Origin of the sequence: Cronobacter malonaticus LMG 23826, assembly GCF_001277215.2 — a bacterium.
GTDB lineage: Bacteria > Pseudomonadota > Gammaproteobacteria > Enterobacterales > Enterobacteriaceae > Cronobacter > Cronobacter malonaticus.
The window spans coordinates 25,628-41,574 of the sequence record NZ_CP013941.1 but is presented as its reverse complement, the minus strand read 5'-3'; the positions used below and the strand labels follow the sequence as shown (position 1 = coordinate 41,574).

The window sequence follows — 15,947 nt, the reverse complement described above, 5'->3', positions numbered from 1 at the left end:
GGTGAGAAGGAAAAAATCAGAATACCGGCGCGCGTTTTTTCAGCGCCGCACGATGCGGGAACACCCACAGGCAGACCAGGATAAGACCAATCAGTGTAAGGGATGCGCCGTAACGGCTGAGCTCAAGGCCGCCTTTGGCGATGGGTTTATCGAGGAAATCGCCCACCACCGCGCCGAGCGGTCGGGTGAGGATAAACGCCGCCCAGAACAGCACGGTGCGCGAAATCGAAGTAAAGCGGCTCGCCAGCCAGATAACCGCCAGTGCGCCGACGAACAGCAGGATGCCGCCGTCATAACCGAAGCCTTCGCTGTCTGCCGTCCAGTCGCCGAGCGCCGTGCCGAGCGTCTGGGAGAACATAATCGTCACCCAGTAGAAGCTTTCGGTACGCACGTTATTCACCGAATCCACGGCAATGGTGCCGCATGTCACGCGCCAGACCAGAAGCGAAAGCACCAGCAGACTGCTCAACAGCACCGTGCCGCCGAGATAACCGATACCTAATGAGCGGTCGGCGAAATCCGCAAGCGTGGTGCCGACCGTCGTGGTGGCGACCACCGTGAACCAGTAGATCCACTTATTAAAACTGTCATGACGAATTTGCACGACCACCGCCGCGAGGAAGATCGCCGCGAAGATGAGCGTGCCGGTGAGATAACCGAGATCCATCGACATCGTGACCGCGTCGCCGCCGGTTTCACCCAGCGTGGTCGCGGCGATTTTCGTCAGCCAGAACGCGGCGGTGACGGCAGGAACTTTGCTGAGCGCAGAGGTAGTGTTTTGCATAAAGTGTGCTCCGGTACGTCCCGACAGGGGCAGGATCCAGAGTGAAGTTATAGGATTAATCTTAAGGAAGACTTAAGGACGGGAAGGTTTTTCACGTTTGTGACAGGTGTCGCAAATGGGTTGCGATGCCCCACTGAATGACGTCGCATCGGTCCGCCGTAAGCGTTAACCGCGCGTAGCTGGCGTTCGGCTGCGCATAGCGCGGGAAGTTATCCGGCGTGCCTTCTTTAAGAATAGCCAGCGCGCCCTGAAGGATATGCCCGTGCGTGACGACGAAGCAGGTGGTGTGTGGGGTTGCGGCAAGATCATTTCGAATAAAAGACAGCAGACGCTGCGCGGCGCCCGCGAGCGATTCACCGCCGGGCGGTGTAAATAATGCATCAGTTGAAAACAGCGCTTCTGCGCTGAGAGGATTATCACGCTGCAACTGCACCCGCGTCATGCCTTCATAATCACCGAACGCCTGCTCCTGTAACAGCGGCTCAACTGAGAGCGGGCAGCGAAAATGGCTCGCGATGGCGTTACCCATATGGTGCGCGCGGCCCGCAGGCGAGGTGTACACCGCGTCAACAGAGGGGAATTCGTGCGCCAGAGCTATCAGGAGCGCTGTGGTTTCCTGCAAGCCACGCGCCGTCAGCGCGCTGTCCTGATGCCCCTGAATGAGTCCGCCGCGGTTCCATTCTGTTTCGGCATGACGGATAAGGAGGAGGTTCATGGGTTGGGGATCGAAATAAATTTAACTCTGTTTATAATAGACATTTGTAATGTTCAAATCATAAAAAAATAATATATTTAAAAAATCACTGGCGTGCATTAAATTAAAAGAACCCTCCATAAAGAACGACTCTTCCATAAAAATAGTGTGTATTTTTTAAATAAAAAATCACTCAGTAATAGTTATCTTTACAAGGTTATCTTTGTCATCATATTCCAGATGCAACTCATGTCCTCTATACTGATATTTAATCCATTTATTTATATAACCAATTAACTTATCATTTATTCCACCACCAGTTGCTGATGGCATACCCAAATTACTCATGACATTAGCTTTACCACCATTAAGAGCGTCAGGAAACTCAAGGGCGCATTTGTAAAATCCATCCCCTCCTTCAATATAAAAAGTGATTTGTGTTACTCTATCCTCTTCAATTAAAATTAAAAAACCAGCCTTTAAAAAAGGCAAGTATATTCTATCGCCTAAGAAACTTTGGTCTATCACGGGCTCATCGCTAATAGAGTCAATAAATTTTATCAAGAACTCATCTTTTTTATCAACACCTAACAAATTTTCAAAAGAATCAATTTTTAAAATCATTTCACAACCTCCGATTTTTTACTTCTTATGATGATCTTATTAATCACCTCATCAACAACAATAGGATCATATCCTCTTTCCACCATATTTCCTCTTAACGTGGTGGTATCTCGACATACTGCACTACAAAGATCTAATGCATCCGTCTCAATCTGATCTTTGGTATTTTTTCCGCCATATGTAGGCCCGCTACGATGAACATCCTTAGGAACTTCAACCGCAGTAGCATTCTGATAAATAGCTTTATCCTCAGCGGGTGTCAGTTTCCTTAGCAATTTTATCTCTTCTGTTCTACGCAAAGCTCCCATTGAGGGAATGTGGTCATGCTCAAGCCCGTCCCCAACAACTTCTTTTGATTTTAATCTCTTGAATGAATCGACATCAAGAGGTTTAACAATGCTAACTTTATCGCTAGTTTCATGTATTAACTTTGTTGCCTCAGCAATATCTCCATTCTTAAGAGCATTTCTCGCAGCTTTTAGAGACTTACCGGCAACAAAACCAGCTTTAGGTATGAGACTTATTAAAGCGGTAAGATAATCAATCGCATCATCTGCTTCTTTAAAACTTTTTATAGTGCCAATTACGGGAACGAAATCTAATCCAGCTTCCGTAAAGCTTTTAAGCAACTCATCACGATGTACATCGAGTTTTTTAGAGCAAGCTTCATCACTTATCCCCATACAAAGCTTACTTTTATATTCTTTTACTGTCTGAATAAGAGAGTTCTGCGCTTTAGCATATTTCTCAGCTTGCGTCATCCCCGACAATTGGTTTTCGACAATATCACTAATTGCATTATTCTCAACCGCATTCTTCCCGGCCTGCGCAGCGGTCTGAACGCTGGCGGTATTATCGCTGACGGCCGCGCCGGCGATCCCTGCGGCAACGGACGAGAGCGCACTGACCAGCTGTCTTTCATCTTCACCCAGCTGTTCCGGTTTTTTGCCGTACAGATCGAGCGCCAGTTTAGCCGTCATTTCACCGATGGAAGCCCCGGCGGCGCCTGCAATGGCTCCGGAGAAATCACCTGGCGGCGTTGCACCACTTCCGATGCTGTGCACTTCTGCAAGTGTCACCGGCACCTACCGGCCAAAGGTGAACCAATGGATCAAGGCTTTCCCTGGCGCGCTTTCTTCTGGCTTTCTGATCCAGGGTTCACTACGGTCTCTTTCGACTGTACTTATGACAATAAGTGTAAAGTGCCCTGCTATTCGCTGGCTTCCGTTTAGAGGGCACTTTGTAATCCGAGACTTTATAGTTATTCACTCTCTTCGTATTGTAACTGGATATTAGTCGATGAGAGTACTTCACTTACCTTACCTAAAAAATCGACACATTCCATAGGAATACGATGCTGGAAATATATTTTAATGACGATATCTTTCCCTCGAGACTCCGGAAATAAAGTGTTAACCTCCCCGCTTTCTACAGCAGCTATATAGCTATTAATTTTCTCCTGCAACATGAAAAGGTGCTCATTGGGGTTTAAAGGCCATTCTAAATGATCTGTTATAATCAGGAAGGCTTGCGCAGGATAGATCTCTTCACTTGTAACTGTAAAGAGATCAATTTTATTTACATCTTCTATAGACATATATGCCCCTACTTTTTAGGTATTTCTGGTCTAACTATATCAACTTTTGTCGGTGGTATTCTAGCCCCCTCCTCAAAACCAGGATGACCTTTTCCAATAACAGTTCCACCACCTTTTTCCAACTCTGGGAAGCCCTTTTTTTGATTAGGTGTTAATGGTGCTACTGGCGAACTTTTGCACTCAACACAAACGATATTACCCAACTTATCTTTTGCCATAATATCAATCCTAACTTTGGTTCCACCTGATGTTTCGAGTGTGACCTCTCTGGCCGGACTGTTAAAGTTTGGATCACTTTTTATCTTATCGTAAATAGAATTTTCAAATTCTTTTCCCTTTTGATAATTCTGCTGAATCTGTGAGCCTGAGTTAGGTGATGATGCTTTAAATTTAGCACCATTATCAAAGGTATAATAGGCGCCATTATTGGTATAGATAGTATTTCCTGCACTATCTACTTTCCCTGTACTGCTATAGACACCACCTCTTGGACCGGTAATTGTATTACCATTTAATTCATAGCCGCTTGGTAAATTTGAATTTGGAGACTTGATGGCTCCCGCAGCCCTCTGCCCGGCGCGGCTTTCACCTTTAACAATATCATCAAGAGCCGAAGTACTAGATGCACCCACGGGGCGGGTGGTCGTCGGCTTACCTGATTTTATACCCAGCCCCCCAATAAGCTGCTGTATTACCCCTGCTGTTGCATATTTAAAAAGATTGCTGTTGTGCAATGCAGTATCGTTGACTACCGGTTCGAGCTGAGATATTGAGTATTCAGCCAGTTGTCGGCACCGTTCTCCGCATTCTGGTGAAGCAACAAGCTGTCGAAGTTTTTCCAATTCATTTTTTTGTTCAAGAACTGGTATTACGATCGCCAAAGCCTGATTCTGTTTCTCAATATCAAGATCATTCAGGTCTGCACGCAGTTGAGCTTTTTCTGCCTCTGTCTTCGCCTTTGCATACTTTTCGATGAAGGTTGTTATGTCCGTATCACTGAGAAAGTTATTCTCAACCGCATTCTTCCCGGCCTGCGCTGCGGCCTGAACACCCGCGGTATTGTCGCTGACGGCAGCGCCGGCGAGCCCTGCAGCAACGGACGAGAGAGAGCTGACCAGCTGTCTTTCGCTTTCTCCCAGCTGTTCCGGTTTTTTACCATACAGATCGAGCGCCAGTTTCGCCGTCAGTTCACCGGTGGAGGCCCCGGCGGCGCCTGCCAGCGCATCTTTACCCTGCGCTTTTGCAATCACAGCGCCCGCCAGCGCGTGGGCCAGAATGCGCTGAGCGCTGTCTTCGTCGGTGTGATTTTTCACAAACGTCGCGATGAAAGGCGCAGCGGCACCTGCGACAGCACCTGAGTAATCGCCATTGACCAGACCTGCTATCGCCGCAGAAGCCGACTGCGCAATTTGCTGGTATTTCCCGCCGGTGCCGTATTCACTGAAGGCGTCCCGATACGCCTGTGTCTGCTTCAGTTCTTCCGCGCTTAAATGCGCATTGCCGGGAACGGCACGGGCCGCTTTCAGCGCATTGATGTCGCCTTCCGTCATCACCATGCTGCTCATCTGCCCGGCGATATCACCGGTCATTTGTGCAATTTGCAGGCGTTTTTGTTCTTTCTCTTTGTTAAAGATCGGGCTGACCGTGTCGTTAGCATTCGCCACGTCGCGGCTCAGCGTAGCCACATCCTGTTGCTGGCCAGCTTTATCACGGATAACAATTGTACCTTCAGACACCGCAGACTGCGTGGTACCGCTGGCATGGCCGCTACTGCCGAGTCCTGACAGCATCGCCCCGCTGACAGCGGAAAGCCCGCTGCTCGCCAGCCCTATTAAAGACCCTGACCCCGTCCCGGCACCAATCGTTCCGCCTTTATGGCTGACTTTGTAATCCGCCTTGTTGCCAATATCCGTAAAGCCCAGCGTGCCGGTCTCCAGCCGGTTTTTATCCGCGGCGGCCGTTGATCCAATCACGGCGCCGGTAAGCTGGGTATGATTACCAACGGAAACGTCAAAACCCTGCTTACCAGCGAAAATGCCACTTTGCTCCGCCACACTGTCGAAGGTGCTGTGCATTTTGTCCTGGGTTACGCCGAGATAACCGGAGCCCGTCATAGAGCCGAAGGTAAAGCTCCCGCCCGCATTCACGTTGGTTTGTTTGCTGTTGTAACGGTTGCTGTCCTGCTGGCTGGCGATGGTGAGATTACGGCCCACATCCGCAACCACTTTTTCGCCATTCACCTGCGCGCCATTAAGTGTCGTATCGCGTCCGCTGGTGAGCGTTGCCGTACCCCCGCTGTCAACCGTCGTCTCGCTCCAGGTGGTGCCGTTGCCTTTCTCTTTGCCTTTTGAAGCATTGGCGTTGGCAAAGATACTGATGCCCGCGCTGCCCTGATTTAACCCGAAACTTAAGCCGATACCGCCGCCGCTGCTGCTGTTTGTACCGGTGGTTTTCTCTGTATTTGCCGCACCGATCAAAAGCAGATTATTCGTGGCATTCAGCATCGCGTCGCCGCCAGCTTTAAGCCTGCTGCCGCCAATCAGAATGTCGCCGCTGTTAGCACTTTTCCCGTTGCCCTTCGCGATGACTGCGAGGTTATCAGTGGCGCTGAGGGTTGAACCGTTCGCGATCGACGTTTCCTGCTGCTGTTTTGAACTGGATTTTTGACTAGTGAGCGATACGCTGACTGCGATGCCACCACTTTTGTCATTGGATGCCGCAGCAAGACGCGATGCCTGATTAGCCTGTACGCCAGACAAGATGGCCTTCGTCGCCTGCAGCCCGGCCAGACGGCTGTCGCTCTGCTCTTTGGCGGCCATTGCTGTAGTGACGGCGCTATTAACGGCATCGCCCACCGCGCCCGAGAGCGCCACGGTCAGGCCGCTGGATTTCTGCTCGAACGTCTCAGTGCGGGTACGTTTATCATGCCCCGGCTCGATAATGACGCTGTCGCCGGTGAGTGTGAGGTTTTTCCCGGCCACCAGATCGGCGCCGCTGACGCGCGCCTGTTCGCCTGCGGTGATGCTGACGTTGCCGCCGGTTGAGCCGACGGTGCTGACGCTCTGGCTCTGGGTGGTGCCTTTTTCTTTCAGCTCATGGCGCGTTTTACTGCTGCCGATGGTAAAGCCGATCCCGCCGGATCCCATCAGGCCGCTCTTTTTCTTCTCCTTGAGCTGCCAGTTGGAATCGGTGTTGGTCGCCGCCGCGATCTCCACGTTTTTACCGGCGCTCAGCGCGACGTTACCGTCGCCAGCCACCGCCGAGCCTTTGACGAGCAAATCTTCGCCCGCCTTCAGCGTGACGTTATCGCCGCTCAGCAGCGTGCCCGCTTCGCGCGTGGTGCTCTGTTCAGAGACCGTGTGCGTGGTGGTTTTCTTGAGGAAACCTTTCTTGGTTTTGGTTTCCTCTTTGTAGTGGTAATCGCTCTCGGTGGCGGTCGCGAGGTTAATATCGCGCCCCGCCGTCACGCCGATGTCGCCCTTCGCCGTGGCCTGCGCCGCGTCGGCGTTCATATCGCGCCCGGCGACAATGACCGTGTTACTGCCGCTCGCCAGCTCCGTGCCCTGCTGACGCACGGACTCGTTAATGGTGGTTTTCTTCTTCGAGCGGTAGCTGTCGCCCGAGGTAGTGGCTTGTGCCTCCAGGTTGACATCGCGTCCGGCCTGAACGCCGATATTTTTCTCAGCCGCCAGCGCCGCTGCGTGCGCGTTGATGTCCCGGCCCGCGCTCAGCGTCAGGTTGTCGCCCGCGGAGACGGTCGTGCGATCAAGCCCGGTGCTGTGCGTTTCGCGCTTGCCGCTCTGGCTGTTTTTACTGGTTTGCAGCGCGTCGAGGTTGAGATCGCCGCCTGCCGCGAGGGCCGCGTTGCCGCCTGCCTTGAGATCGCCTGCCGCCACGCTCAGGTTGTCACCGGCTTTGATGCCGAGATTGCCGCCTGCGCTGAGGGTGCTGCCCTGGTAGGTCACCGAAGAGCGGCTGGTATTGGTGTTATTCCGGAAGCCCGACTGCCCGTAAGCATCGTTTACCTGGTTGGCATTTAACGCGATGTCGCCCCAGGCATTCATCAGCAGATCGCCGCCGGAGGTCAGGTTCGCGCCGGTGAGCGTGATGTTTTTACCGGCCTGTAAGGCCAGTCTGTCCTGCGCGCTGATAGTGGCCGTGCTGCCGAGCGTGGTGTCTTTCAGCATGACGCTGCCGTACTTGCCGCGCGCGTCGATGCTCGTCTGTTCGGCAAGCGTGATGTTGTTGATGCTGCCGCCCGTGCTCTCCAGCGCCACGGTTTTCCCGCTGATGGCTGAGCTGATGTTATTGATATCGCCAATGGCGCTCAGGCTCAGACCGCCGCCTGCTTTCATCAGGCCGTCGTTGAGGTTGCTGATGCTGTTCTGGCTGTCGAGTTTGAGATCCTGTCTGGCCAGCAGCGTGCTGCCGCTGTTGGTGATGTCGCCGCCTTTCAGGCTGACGTTATTGCCGGCGATCACGCTGCCGTTGTTAACCGTGACGTCTTTCGGCGAGAGGTAGAGTTTGGGGATCATCACCGTCTCGCCATTCACCGTGGCGGACTCCCACCAGAGAATGCTTTTATCGAGCGAGGCGATTTGATCGCGCGTCAGCGCCACGCCAAACTGCAGGCCGAGCGATTTTTGCTGCGCGGCGGCGCTGTCCATCAGGTACTGCATCTGCTGGAGATCGGAGCCGACGCCGTTGAGATAGCGGTTGCCGGTCTGGTTCAGCAGCGTATTGCTGACGTAACGCGTGTCGAACGCGGCATCGCCGAGGAAACGGTAGTCATACTCCGGGTTGAGGTTGAGCCGCCCGAGCATATAGGACGAGCCGAGGAACTGTTTTTCATCCGTAAAGCTCGCGCGCGTTTCATGCGGCGCAGTGCCAGGCTGGACGCCCAGCAGTTTGTTGAGATCGCCGAACAGCGCCGGATCGAGCTCGCCCAGGCCATCGAGTTTCGGGTTAACGTTGATCAGGTACGGGCTTTTCGGGTTATCGGAAACCACGAAAAAGCCGTTGTTGCCGGAAGGCAGCGGATACGCGCTGGTATCGACAGGTTTGCTTTGCGTGTTAGCGAGCGCGCCGCCGGTGATATTCGCCACGCTGGTGGCCGTTACGCCTGCGCTGGCAAGGCCAGAAGCGTTACCGAGGCTGGCTTTACCCGCTTTGGTGGCAGAGAGGTTAGCGAGCGCGCTGCCGCCTGCGCTGTTCTCCAGCGCGCCGCCGCCGTTGATCTGTTGCAGCGCGCCCTGAAGCTGATCTTTCCACTCCGGCGAATTGACCGCGACCGCCGCGCCACCCGCCAGACCCTGTTTTTGCACGCTACCGCCGATACTTTGATGGCTCAGAGTATTCAGGGACGGCGTGTTTATGGTGTTGCTGACTTTTCCTGCGTTCGCGGTGGTACTGGTGTTACTGATATTATCGGCAAAATTCGCGGTGACGTTACCACCGGCTTGTATAACGGCGCGGTAAAGTTCGCCGTTTTCAGTTTCGGTTGTCTTGCCAGTGAGCTTATAGGTTATGTCCTTATTAACTTGTGTGAAATTATCGCTTTGAACAGAAAGACCGCTTTCCGGAATGTTGTTTACAATGACATCCGTATTTCCTGCAAGAGCATGCTGATAAATAAGGTATTCAGTAGTTTTCCCTGATTGCCAGCTCTTATTATTAAGTTTACCACCTTCCAATTTTATATCTTTCGAAGCCACAATATCACTGGCAAGGTTTTCAAGAATATTACTGGATATGTAAACATCTCTTCCCGACAGGATTCTTGATGCCCCTCCTTTACTTTCAACGGCAATAATTGATTCTTTTACGGAGAATTTTTTTGTCCTGTATTCGAAGAAAGGAACATAATTATAATTAGTAATTTTCTTTGTATAACAACCTCCGTTAGAACCTCCACATATCCCTATTTCTTTTTCTGTATCGAAGGTTATATAGCCATATGTATCAGCAGGCAGTGTTTTATAATTAAGTGATAAAATTGCATCCCCAACGCCACCAATAGAAGAGCCTGCATTCGTTGACTCTTTTACACTCAACCCATCCCTTTGATTCAATAAATGTCCGGTCTTAATCGTAATATCGCCGTTCTGCGTCTCGATATTACCGGACGTATTCACCACTTCCGCATTTGCATTACCCGTCGCGTCTTTCTGCATCCAAAGGCTGTTGCGCGCGAGAATATCGCCGCGCTGGTTGGTGATGCTGTTGGCATAGAGCGCCAGGTTACTGGCCGCATAGAGCAGCGCGGTATTGATGATGCTGCCCGGCGCGGTAAGCGTCAGGCTGCCGCTGGTGCCGGTAAAGCCGTCCACGGTAATGTTGCCGCGGCTCGCAATAGCGACATCGCCGCCGCCCTGTAACGTGCCTGCGCCGTTCAGCGCCACGCTGCTGCCGCTGAGCGTGCTCGCGCCGCTGTCGGTCGTGATTTGCCCGTTGTTGGTGAGCGCGCCGCCCGCGCTGACATTCACCGCCTGGCCCTGCATCACGCCGCGGTTATCGATGGCGCCATTGCTGGTGACGGTGAGCGTTTTCCCCGCCGCCAGCGCGTTTTTATTGGTAAACGAGTGAGTGAGCTTAAGGGTCAGATTGCCGAGCGCCACCAGCTGGCCCGCCGCGTCCAGCCCCGCGCTGCCAATCGACAGATCGCCGCCGGAGAAGAGTTTACCCGCCGCCTGCTGGTTCACCTGATTTGCATTGATCGTCAGTTGGTTATTACCGAGCAGCGTGCCGTTGTTGTTAAGCGTGCCGTAGTTGACCGTCAGCGCCCCACCCTGCGCGATGCCCTGGTTGGTGAAGGTGGTGCCGGTGAGCGTACCCTGATCCGCAAGCCAGGTGCCGTTGTTGGTCGCATTCGCGGCGTTCAGAATAAGGTTCGTCGCCTGCAGCCAGCCCGCGCCGGTGAACTGCGGCGTGGTGAGCGTCAGCTGGCCGCCGGAAAGCAGCTTACCGTCGTTGCGCGCAGACGTGGTCGCCTCCACCCGCGTAGTAGCGCCGCCCTGCATCAGCCCGTTGTTCACAAGCACTGGCGTGGTGACGCCGAGGCCCTGGCGGCTGATAACCTGTCCGCCGGCGTTGTTGGTGAGCGAGCCGCGCGCGGTGAGCGTCACGCCGTTATCGCCCTGCAACCGACCGCTGTTGATCAGGCCGCCGGTGGTGACATCCAGCGTGCCGCCCTGCACCGCGCCCTGGTTATTTACCGCGCCTGCGCCCATCGTCAGCGCGCCGCTGGTTAACAGTTTGCCGTTACTGGTCTGGGTGAGATCGTTATTGACCGTCGCCGTCAGGCCGTTGACGCCCGTGATAGCGCCGTCGTTACGCAGGCTGTTGCCGGTGAGCGTCAGGTTTTTCGCTGCCCATTCGCCCTGGTTCGTCATGGCGAGCGCGTTCAGCGCTGCCGTGCCGAGCGCCGTGATTTTACTGCCCGCCAGGCTGTTAAGATCGCCGGAAAGCGTGATGTTCAGACCTTCAGCGCTCTGGATAGCGCCGCTGTGGTCGAGGCGCTGCGCGTTCAGCAGAATGTTTTGTCCCTGCCAGCGCCCGGCGTTGGTCACCGCGCCGGAATCGATACGCAGCGTGCCGCCGGTAAGCAGCGCGCCATTCGCGCCATTGATCAGCTCGCGCGGCGGTGCTGCCAGCAGCATACGGGCCATCCGCGGCTGTGGCCGGGCAGTAAGTGTCAGCCCCTGCACGCCGGTCACGGTGCCCTGGTTGTTGAGATGGTTCTGGTACGCCGTCAGGGTATCGCCCTGCAGCGCGCCGCGGTTAGTCAGCCGCTGGCCGTCGAGCGTCAGCGCGCCCTGGCTCAGCAGTGAGCCGTTGTTGGCAAGTTCATTTGCCGTAACAGTCGCCGAGCCCTGGCTTAACAGCGAACCGTTGTTGGTCAGCGTACCTTGCGACTGCGCACCCAGGTTGCCGAGGCTGATTAACGTACCGCCGTGCGTCCAGTTGTCGGCGTCTACATTGACCTGCTGGCCCTGCAGCGTCCCGCCGGTGTTAAGCGTTCCGGCATTGAGCGAAAGATCGCCACCGCTGAGCGTGCGGGCGTTCGCGCCGTGGTGAGCGTGTCGCCGGTGGCGGTCAGCCCCTTCGTGCCCTGCCACAGGCCGTTGTTGGTAAGCCGATTCGCCTGAAGCGTCAGGGTATCCGCCACGATGCGCCCGCTGCCGGTGAGGCTGTCGGCGTTAAGCGTCGCGTCGCCACGGCTCACCATCTGCCCGTCATTGGTGAGCGCGCCCTGAACGGTGCCCGTAAGCCCCTGAATGCCGTTCATCACGCCGCGGTTATCGAGGCTGCCAGCCGTCAGCGCCAGCGTGTTGCCCTGCATTTGTCCGGCGTTGGTCAGCTGGTTGCCGTTGAGTGTCAGCGCGCCGCCAGAAAGCCAGGTGCCGCTGGCGTCGTTCGTGAGTTTCTGCGCCGTGGCACCGGCACTGTGCGCGCCCTGAATAAGCCCGCCGTTGCGAAGGGTTGCGGCATTCAGCGTGACGTCATCCGCAGCGAGCGTACCGCTGTTGGTCACTGTACCGGCGCTAAGCTGCGCGCGGCCGTCAGCCACCAGCCGCCCGGTGTTATCCAGCGCGCCACTGAGCGTGGCATCAAGCGCCGCGGCATTGATATCGCCGCTGTTGATGAGCGTGCTGCCCCGGAGCGTCAGCCCGTCGTTAACCGACAGCTGCCCCTGGTTCTCGAGACGAGAGAGGTCCAGCGTCAGGCCGCCGCCGGTGGCAAGCTGCCCGTGCGCGCCATTATAAAGGTTGCGTGTGGTGAGGCTCAGGCTGTCGTTGCCCGCAAGCGTCCCGCGGTTGATGATGTCCGGTGCCTGAACGGTCAGCGCGCGTGCCGCCAGCGTGCCGTTATTCGTCAGCTGCGCCGCGCTTACTTCCGCCTGGTTCTGGCTCAGCAGCGCGCCGTTATTCTCAAGCGTCTGGCTGAGCGTCGCGTTCAGGCTGTCGGTCGCCTGCAGCGTACCGCCGTTACGCAGGGTATCGCCGGTCACGCTGAGCGCGCGGCCCTGCATCTGGCCCTGGTTGTCGAGCGTCGAACCCTTGAGCGCAAGCGTGTTACCGCCAGTGACTTTACCGCCTGCGGCGTTGGTGAGCGTGGCGCCATCCCAGTTCAGGGCGTCGCTGCCCTGCAACAGCCCGCTGTTTTGCAGGTCGCCATGCAGCGCCAGCACTTTCGCCATCAGCGCACCGCGGTTATCAGTATTACCGGCACGGATATCAAGCGCCTGCTGGCTTAATACGTTGCCCTGGTTGGTCAGGGTGTCGTCAATCTGTGCGGTGACGCCGTTTTGCCCGAGCGCGTTGCCCTCGTTGCGCCAGTCCTGTGCGGCAACCGCGAGCGTGTCGCCCTGTAACAGCCCGGCGTTGCTGAGCGTGTCCTGGTTCAGCGCAAGCGCGCCGCCCGCGAGCACCACCCCGCCCTGCTGGTTATCGAACTGTTTACCGTGCGCGTGTAGATCGCCGGTCGCCTGCAACGTGCCGCTGTTGGTGACGTTGTCGCTGTTGAGATCGAGCGTGGCGGACGCCAGCGTGCCGGTATTGGTAAACGCTGGCGTGGTGAGGCGCAGCGCGTCGGTCGCGACCAGTTTGCCGCGGTTATCACCATGTTTTGCCAGCGTCAGCAGCAGCGCCGTGGCGCTGAGCTCGCCGCCGTTGGTTAGCGTGCCCCCGTCCAGCGCCAGCGTACCGCCGGTGCGCAGCGCGCCCTGGTTGTTGGTGTCATCCGCTGTCACGTTCAGCGCGCGGTTGCCCTGCACCAGCCCCTGGTTTTGCAGTTGATCTGCGGCGATCGTCACCTGCTCTGCCGCCAGCGTGCCGCCGGAGCTGAGCGTGTCGGTATTCAGCGTCAGCGCGTCATCTGCCAGCAGGAGGCCGGTATTGTTCAGCGACGCCATATCGCCGCTGAGATTCACCCCGTTGATCTCGCCGCTGTTGACCAGCGACTGGCCGCGCAATGACAGGTCGCCATCGGTGCTGATCAGCCCCTGATTACTGAGCGTCGGAACAGCAAGATGAAGATCGCGGGCGCTGTACAACGTCCCGCCGGAGAGGTTATCGAAACTCTCGTAAGCCATATCGAGCGCGCGATGGCTCTGTAACAGTCCGCCGTTCGTCAGTTGCGCGCCGCGCAGCGAAAGGTCGCCGTCGGTGGTGATTTGCCCCTGGTTAATGAGCGTCGGGATGGCAAGATTCAGGTTTTCTGGGCTGTACAGCGTGCCGCCCGTGAGGTTATCGAGGCGATCGGCTGAGAGATTAAGCGCGCCACTGCCTTTCAGAAGGCCGCGGTTAGCGATCTGTTTACCGCGCAGCGTCAGCGCGTCGCCGGTCAGCGTGCCGCTGTTGTTAACAGATTCATCGCCCAGAAAAGTGGTCGCGGCCGCGTCCGACTTGCCGCCGTGGCGCAGGCGCTGGGCCGTGACGTTCAGCGCGCCTTTTGCCGCGTGCGTGCCGTCAAGCGTCGCGTCATGAGCGGTAATGGCGAGATCGCGACCGCTTTGCAGCTGCGCGTCCTGCTGCGTGGTGACGGCGTCACCGGTCAGCGTCAGGTTACCCGCCGCGATCGTCTGGCCGTTGAGATCGGCTTTACCTACCGCATCAAGACGAATATCGCCCTGGCTTGTAGTGAGCGCTCCCTTACCGGAGGTAACCTGCTGCGCCTGCACATCGAGGCGTTTTGCGCCGGAAAGCGTACCGTTCTGCTCAAGCGCGCCGGTGTTGGCCGCAAGCGTGCCGTCCGTGAGGATTTTCCCGTTTGCCCCGTTGCGCAGGCTGTCTGTGAGGTTAAGAACAGCATCGCCGCGCGCACTGACGGTGCCCTGCTGATCGAGCGTTTTGCCTTTCAGCGTCAGTGCCGACGCGCTCTGCAGCGTTCCGCTGTTGGTCACGGCGTCGCTGTCGACCGACACGCCGTTGCCCTGCAGCGTGCCGCGGTTAGTCAGACGGGTGGTTTGGGTATCAAGACGTTCCGTGGCGGCAATCTGCCCGCTGTTGGTGAGGCTGTCGCCCGCTATCTGCGCGTTGCCGCCGGCGCTGATTTGCGCCTGGCTTGCGAGCGCGCCGCCGGTGAGTGTGACGTCGCGTTTTGCATCAAGACGACTCGTGTTATCCAGCGTGACGGTTTTGCCGTTCAGCGCCTGGCTCTGGCCACTGGTGAGCGTACTCGCGCTGGCGGAGAGCGTGCCGTCGGCGGCAAGCGTCATTGCGCCGTCGCTTGCGAGCGCTGCGTGATCCAGCGCCACCCCGCCACGGCTGCTGACTGCCAGCGTACCGCCGGTTTTATGCTCGCCCGTGAGCGTGACGTTGTCGCCTTTCGCCGTCAGGTTGCCGCTCGCCAGGCTGTTTTTGACCGTCAGTTTGCCGCTGGCATCAAGCGTGATATCGCCCTGGCGCGCATTGAGGTTGCCAAGGTTAACGCCCACCCCCTTATCGCCGGACACCAGACGAATGCGGTTGGCGTACATGCCGCCAAGCGCGCCGGTATCGACCGCCACCACAGGGGCGCTGCCTTCACCCGCCATCGCGGTACGACTGCCGTCTGCGTTAACGCGGTTCGCGCCCGCCGTCACGTTCAGATCGCGCGCGTGGATCGCCGCGTTCACTTCGGTGGCGCGGGAGATAATCGACAGCGCGTCGCTCTGGCTGGCGTCAAGCCCTTTGCCTTCCACAGTAATGGTGCCCCGCGTGACCTCCAGCGCGGAAAGATTGCCCGCCGCGTCGAGTACCGGCTTGCCGGTGGTCAGCGTGACGTTCGGCGTGTTGATAAAGCCGCAGCCGTTACAGGTGATGCCATACGGGTTCGCCACCATGACGTTCGCGGCTTTACCCACCACTTCGGTATAGCCGTTGAGTTGGGAACGGCTACCGCCCGTCACTTCGTTAATAATGCCGCGCGCTTCCTGGCCCGCTTTCAGATTCGGGTTGTTCTGGATAAGCCCGCCTAGCTGGGTCTTGTTCAGCTGCCCGGTGGCGTTGTTCAGGATCACGCCCTCCTTGCCGACGTTATAATCTTTGAACTGGTTATGAGAGATCCCCGCCGCGTTGGGCCTGGCGATGTTCACCACCGGTACGCCGTTGCCTGCTTTATCCATCGACGTGGCGCCTGTGGGCGTCATGGCCGCCGCAAAAGCCGGAGCCACCGGCTGCCAGACCAGCAGAGAGATAATGAGGTAGCTCAGCAGACGAGCGGAAAAACGCACGGGCGGTTGACGGGTATCCATGACCTGAAGCCTC

The 15,947-nt window shown here is 56.6% G+C and carries 6 protein-coding genes and 1 pseudogene; all 7 read right to left on the bottom strand.

Features of this window, described 5'->3' with window-relative positions; translation table 11 throughout:
* Window positions 1-16 precede the first annotated feature (16 nt).
* Window positions 17-784: a COG4705 family protein gene (locus AFK66_RS20185; protein ID WP_007780786.1), complete on the bottom strand. Its 768-nt coding sequence runs from the start codon at window positions 782-784 to the stop codon at window positions 17-19.
* 91 nt (window positions 785-875) lie between these two features.
* On the bottom strand, window positions 876-1,499 hold the full coding sequence (locus tag AFK66_RS20180) for a histidine phosphatase family protein (protein WP_007780788.1): 624 nt from the start codon (window positions 1,497-1,499) through the stop codon (window positions 876-878).
* Between the two features lie 168 nt (window positions 1,500-1,667).
* Window positions 1,668-2,102 carry a hypothetical protein gene (locus AFK66_RS20175; RefSeq protein ID WP_050555996.1) on the bottom strand — a complete coding sequence of 145 codons (435 nt, stop codon included), beginning with the start codon at window positions 2,100-2,102 and terminating at the stop codon, window positions 1,668-1,670.
* Complete coding sequence (locus tag AFK66_RS23105) at window positions 2,099-3,181, bottom strand: VENN motif pre-toxin domain-containing protein (protein WP_007780791.1); 1,083 nt, start codon at window positions 3,179-3,181, stop codon at window positions 2,099-2,101. The genes AFK66_RS20175 and AFK66_RS23105 overlap by 4 nt, the downstream gene beginning before the upstream one ends.
* Window positions 3,182-3,363: 182 nt before the next feature.
* On the bottom strand, window positions 3,364-3,699 hold the full coding sequence (locus tag AFK66_RS20165; protein WP_050497088.1) for a DUF6572 domain-containing protein: 336 nt from the start codon (window positions 3,697-3,699) through the stop codon (window positions 3,364-3,366).
* 8 nt (window positions 3,700-3,707) lie between these two features.
* On the bottom strand, window positions 3,708-11,816 hold the full coding sequence (locus tag AFK66_RS23165; RefSeq protein WP_144432657.1) for a hemagglutinin repeat-containing protein: 8,109 nt from the start codon (window positions 11,814-11,816) through the stop codon (window positions 3,708-3,710).
* A 401-nt stretch (window positions 11,817-12,217) separates the two neighbouring features.
* A pseudogene (locus AFK66_RS23160) lies at window positions 12,218-15,934 on the bottom strand (two-partner secretion domain-containing protein); the annotation flags it as partial.
* Window positions 15,935-15,947 lie beyond the last annotated feature (13 nt).

Coding starts and splice junctions, on each gene's coding strand:
- AFK66_RS20180 (WP_007780788.1), bottom strand. CDS start 1,499: ATGAACCTCCTCCTTATCCGTCATGCCGAAACAGAATGGAACCGCGGC.
- AFK66_RS20175 (WP_050555996.1), bottom strand. CDS start 2,102: ATGATTTTAAAAATTGATTCTTTTGAAAATTTGTTAGGTGTTGATAAA.
- AFK66_RS20185 (WP_007780786.1), bottom strand. CDS start 784: ATGCAAAACACTACCTCTGCGCTCAGCAAAGTTCCTGCCGTCACCGCC.
- AFK66_RS20165 (WP_050497088.1), bottom strand. CDS start 3,699: ATGTCTATAGAAGATGTAAATAAAATTGATCTCTTTACAGTTACAAGT.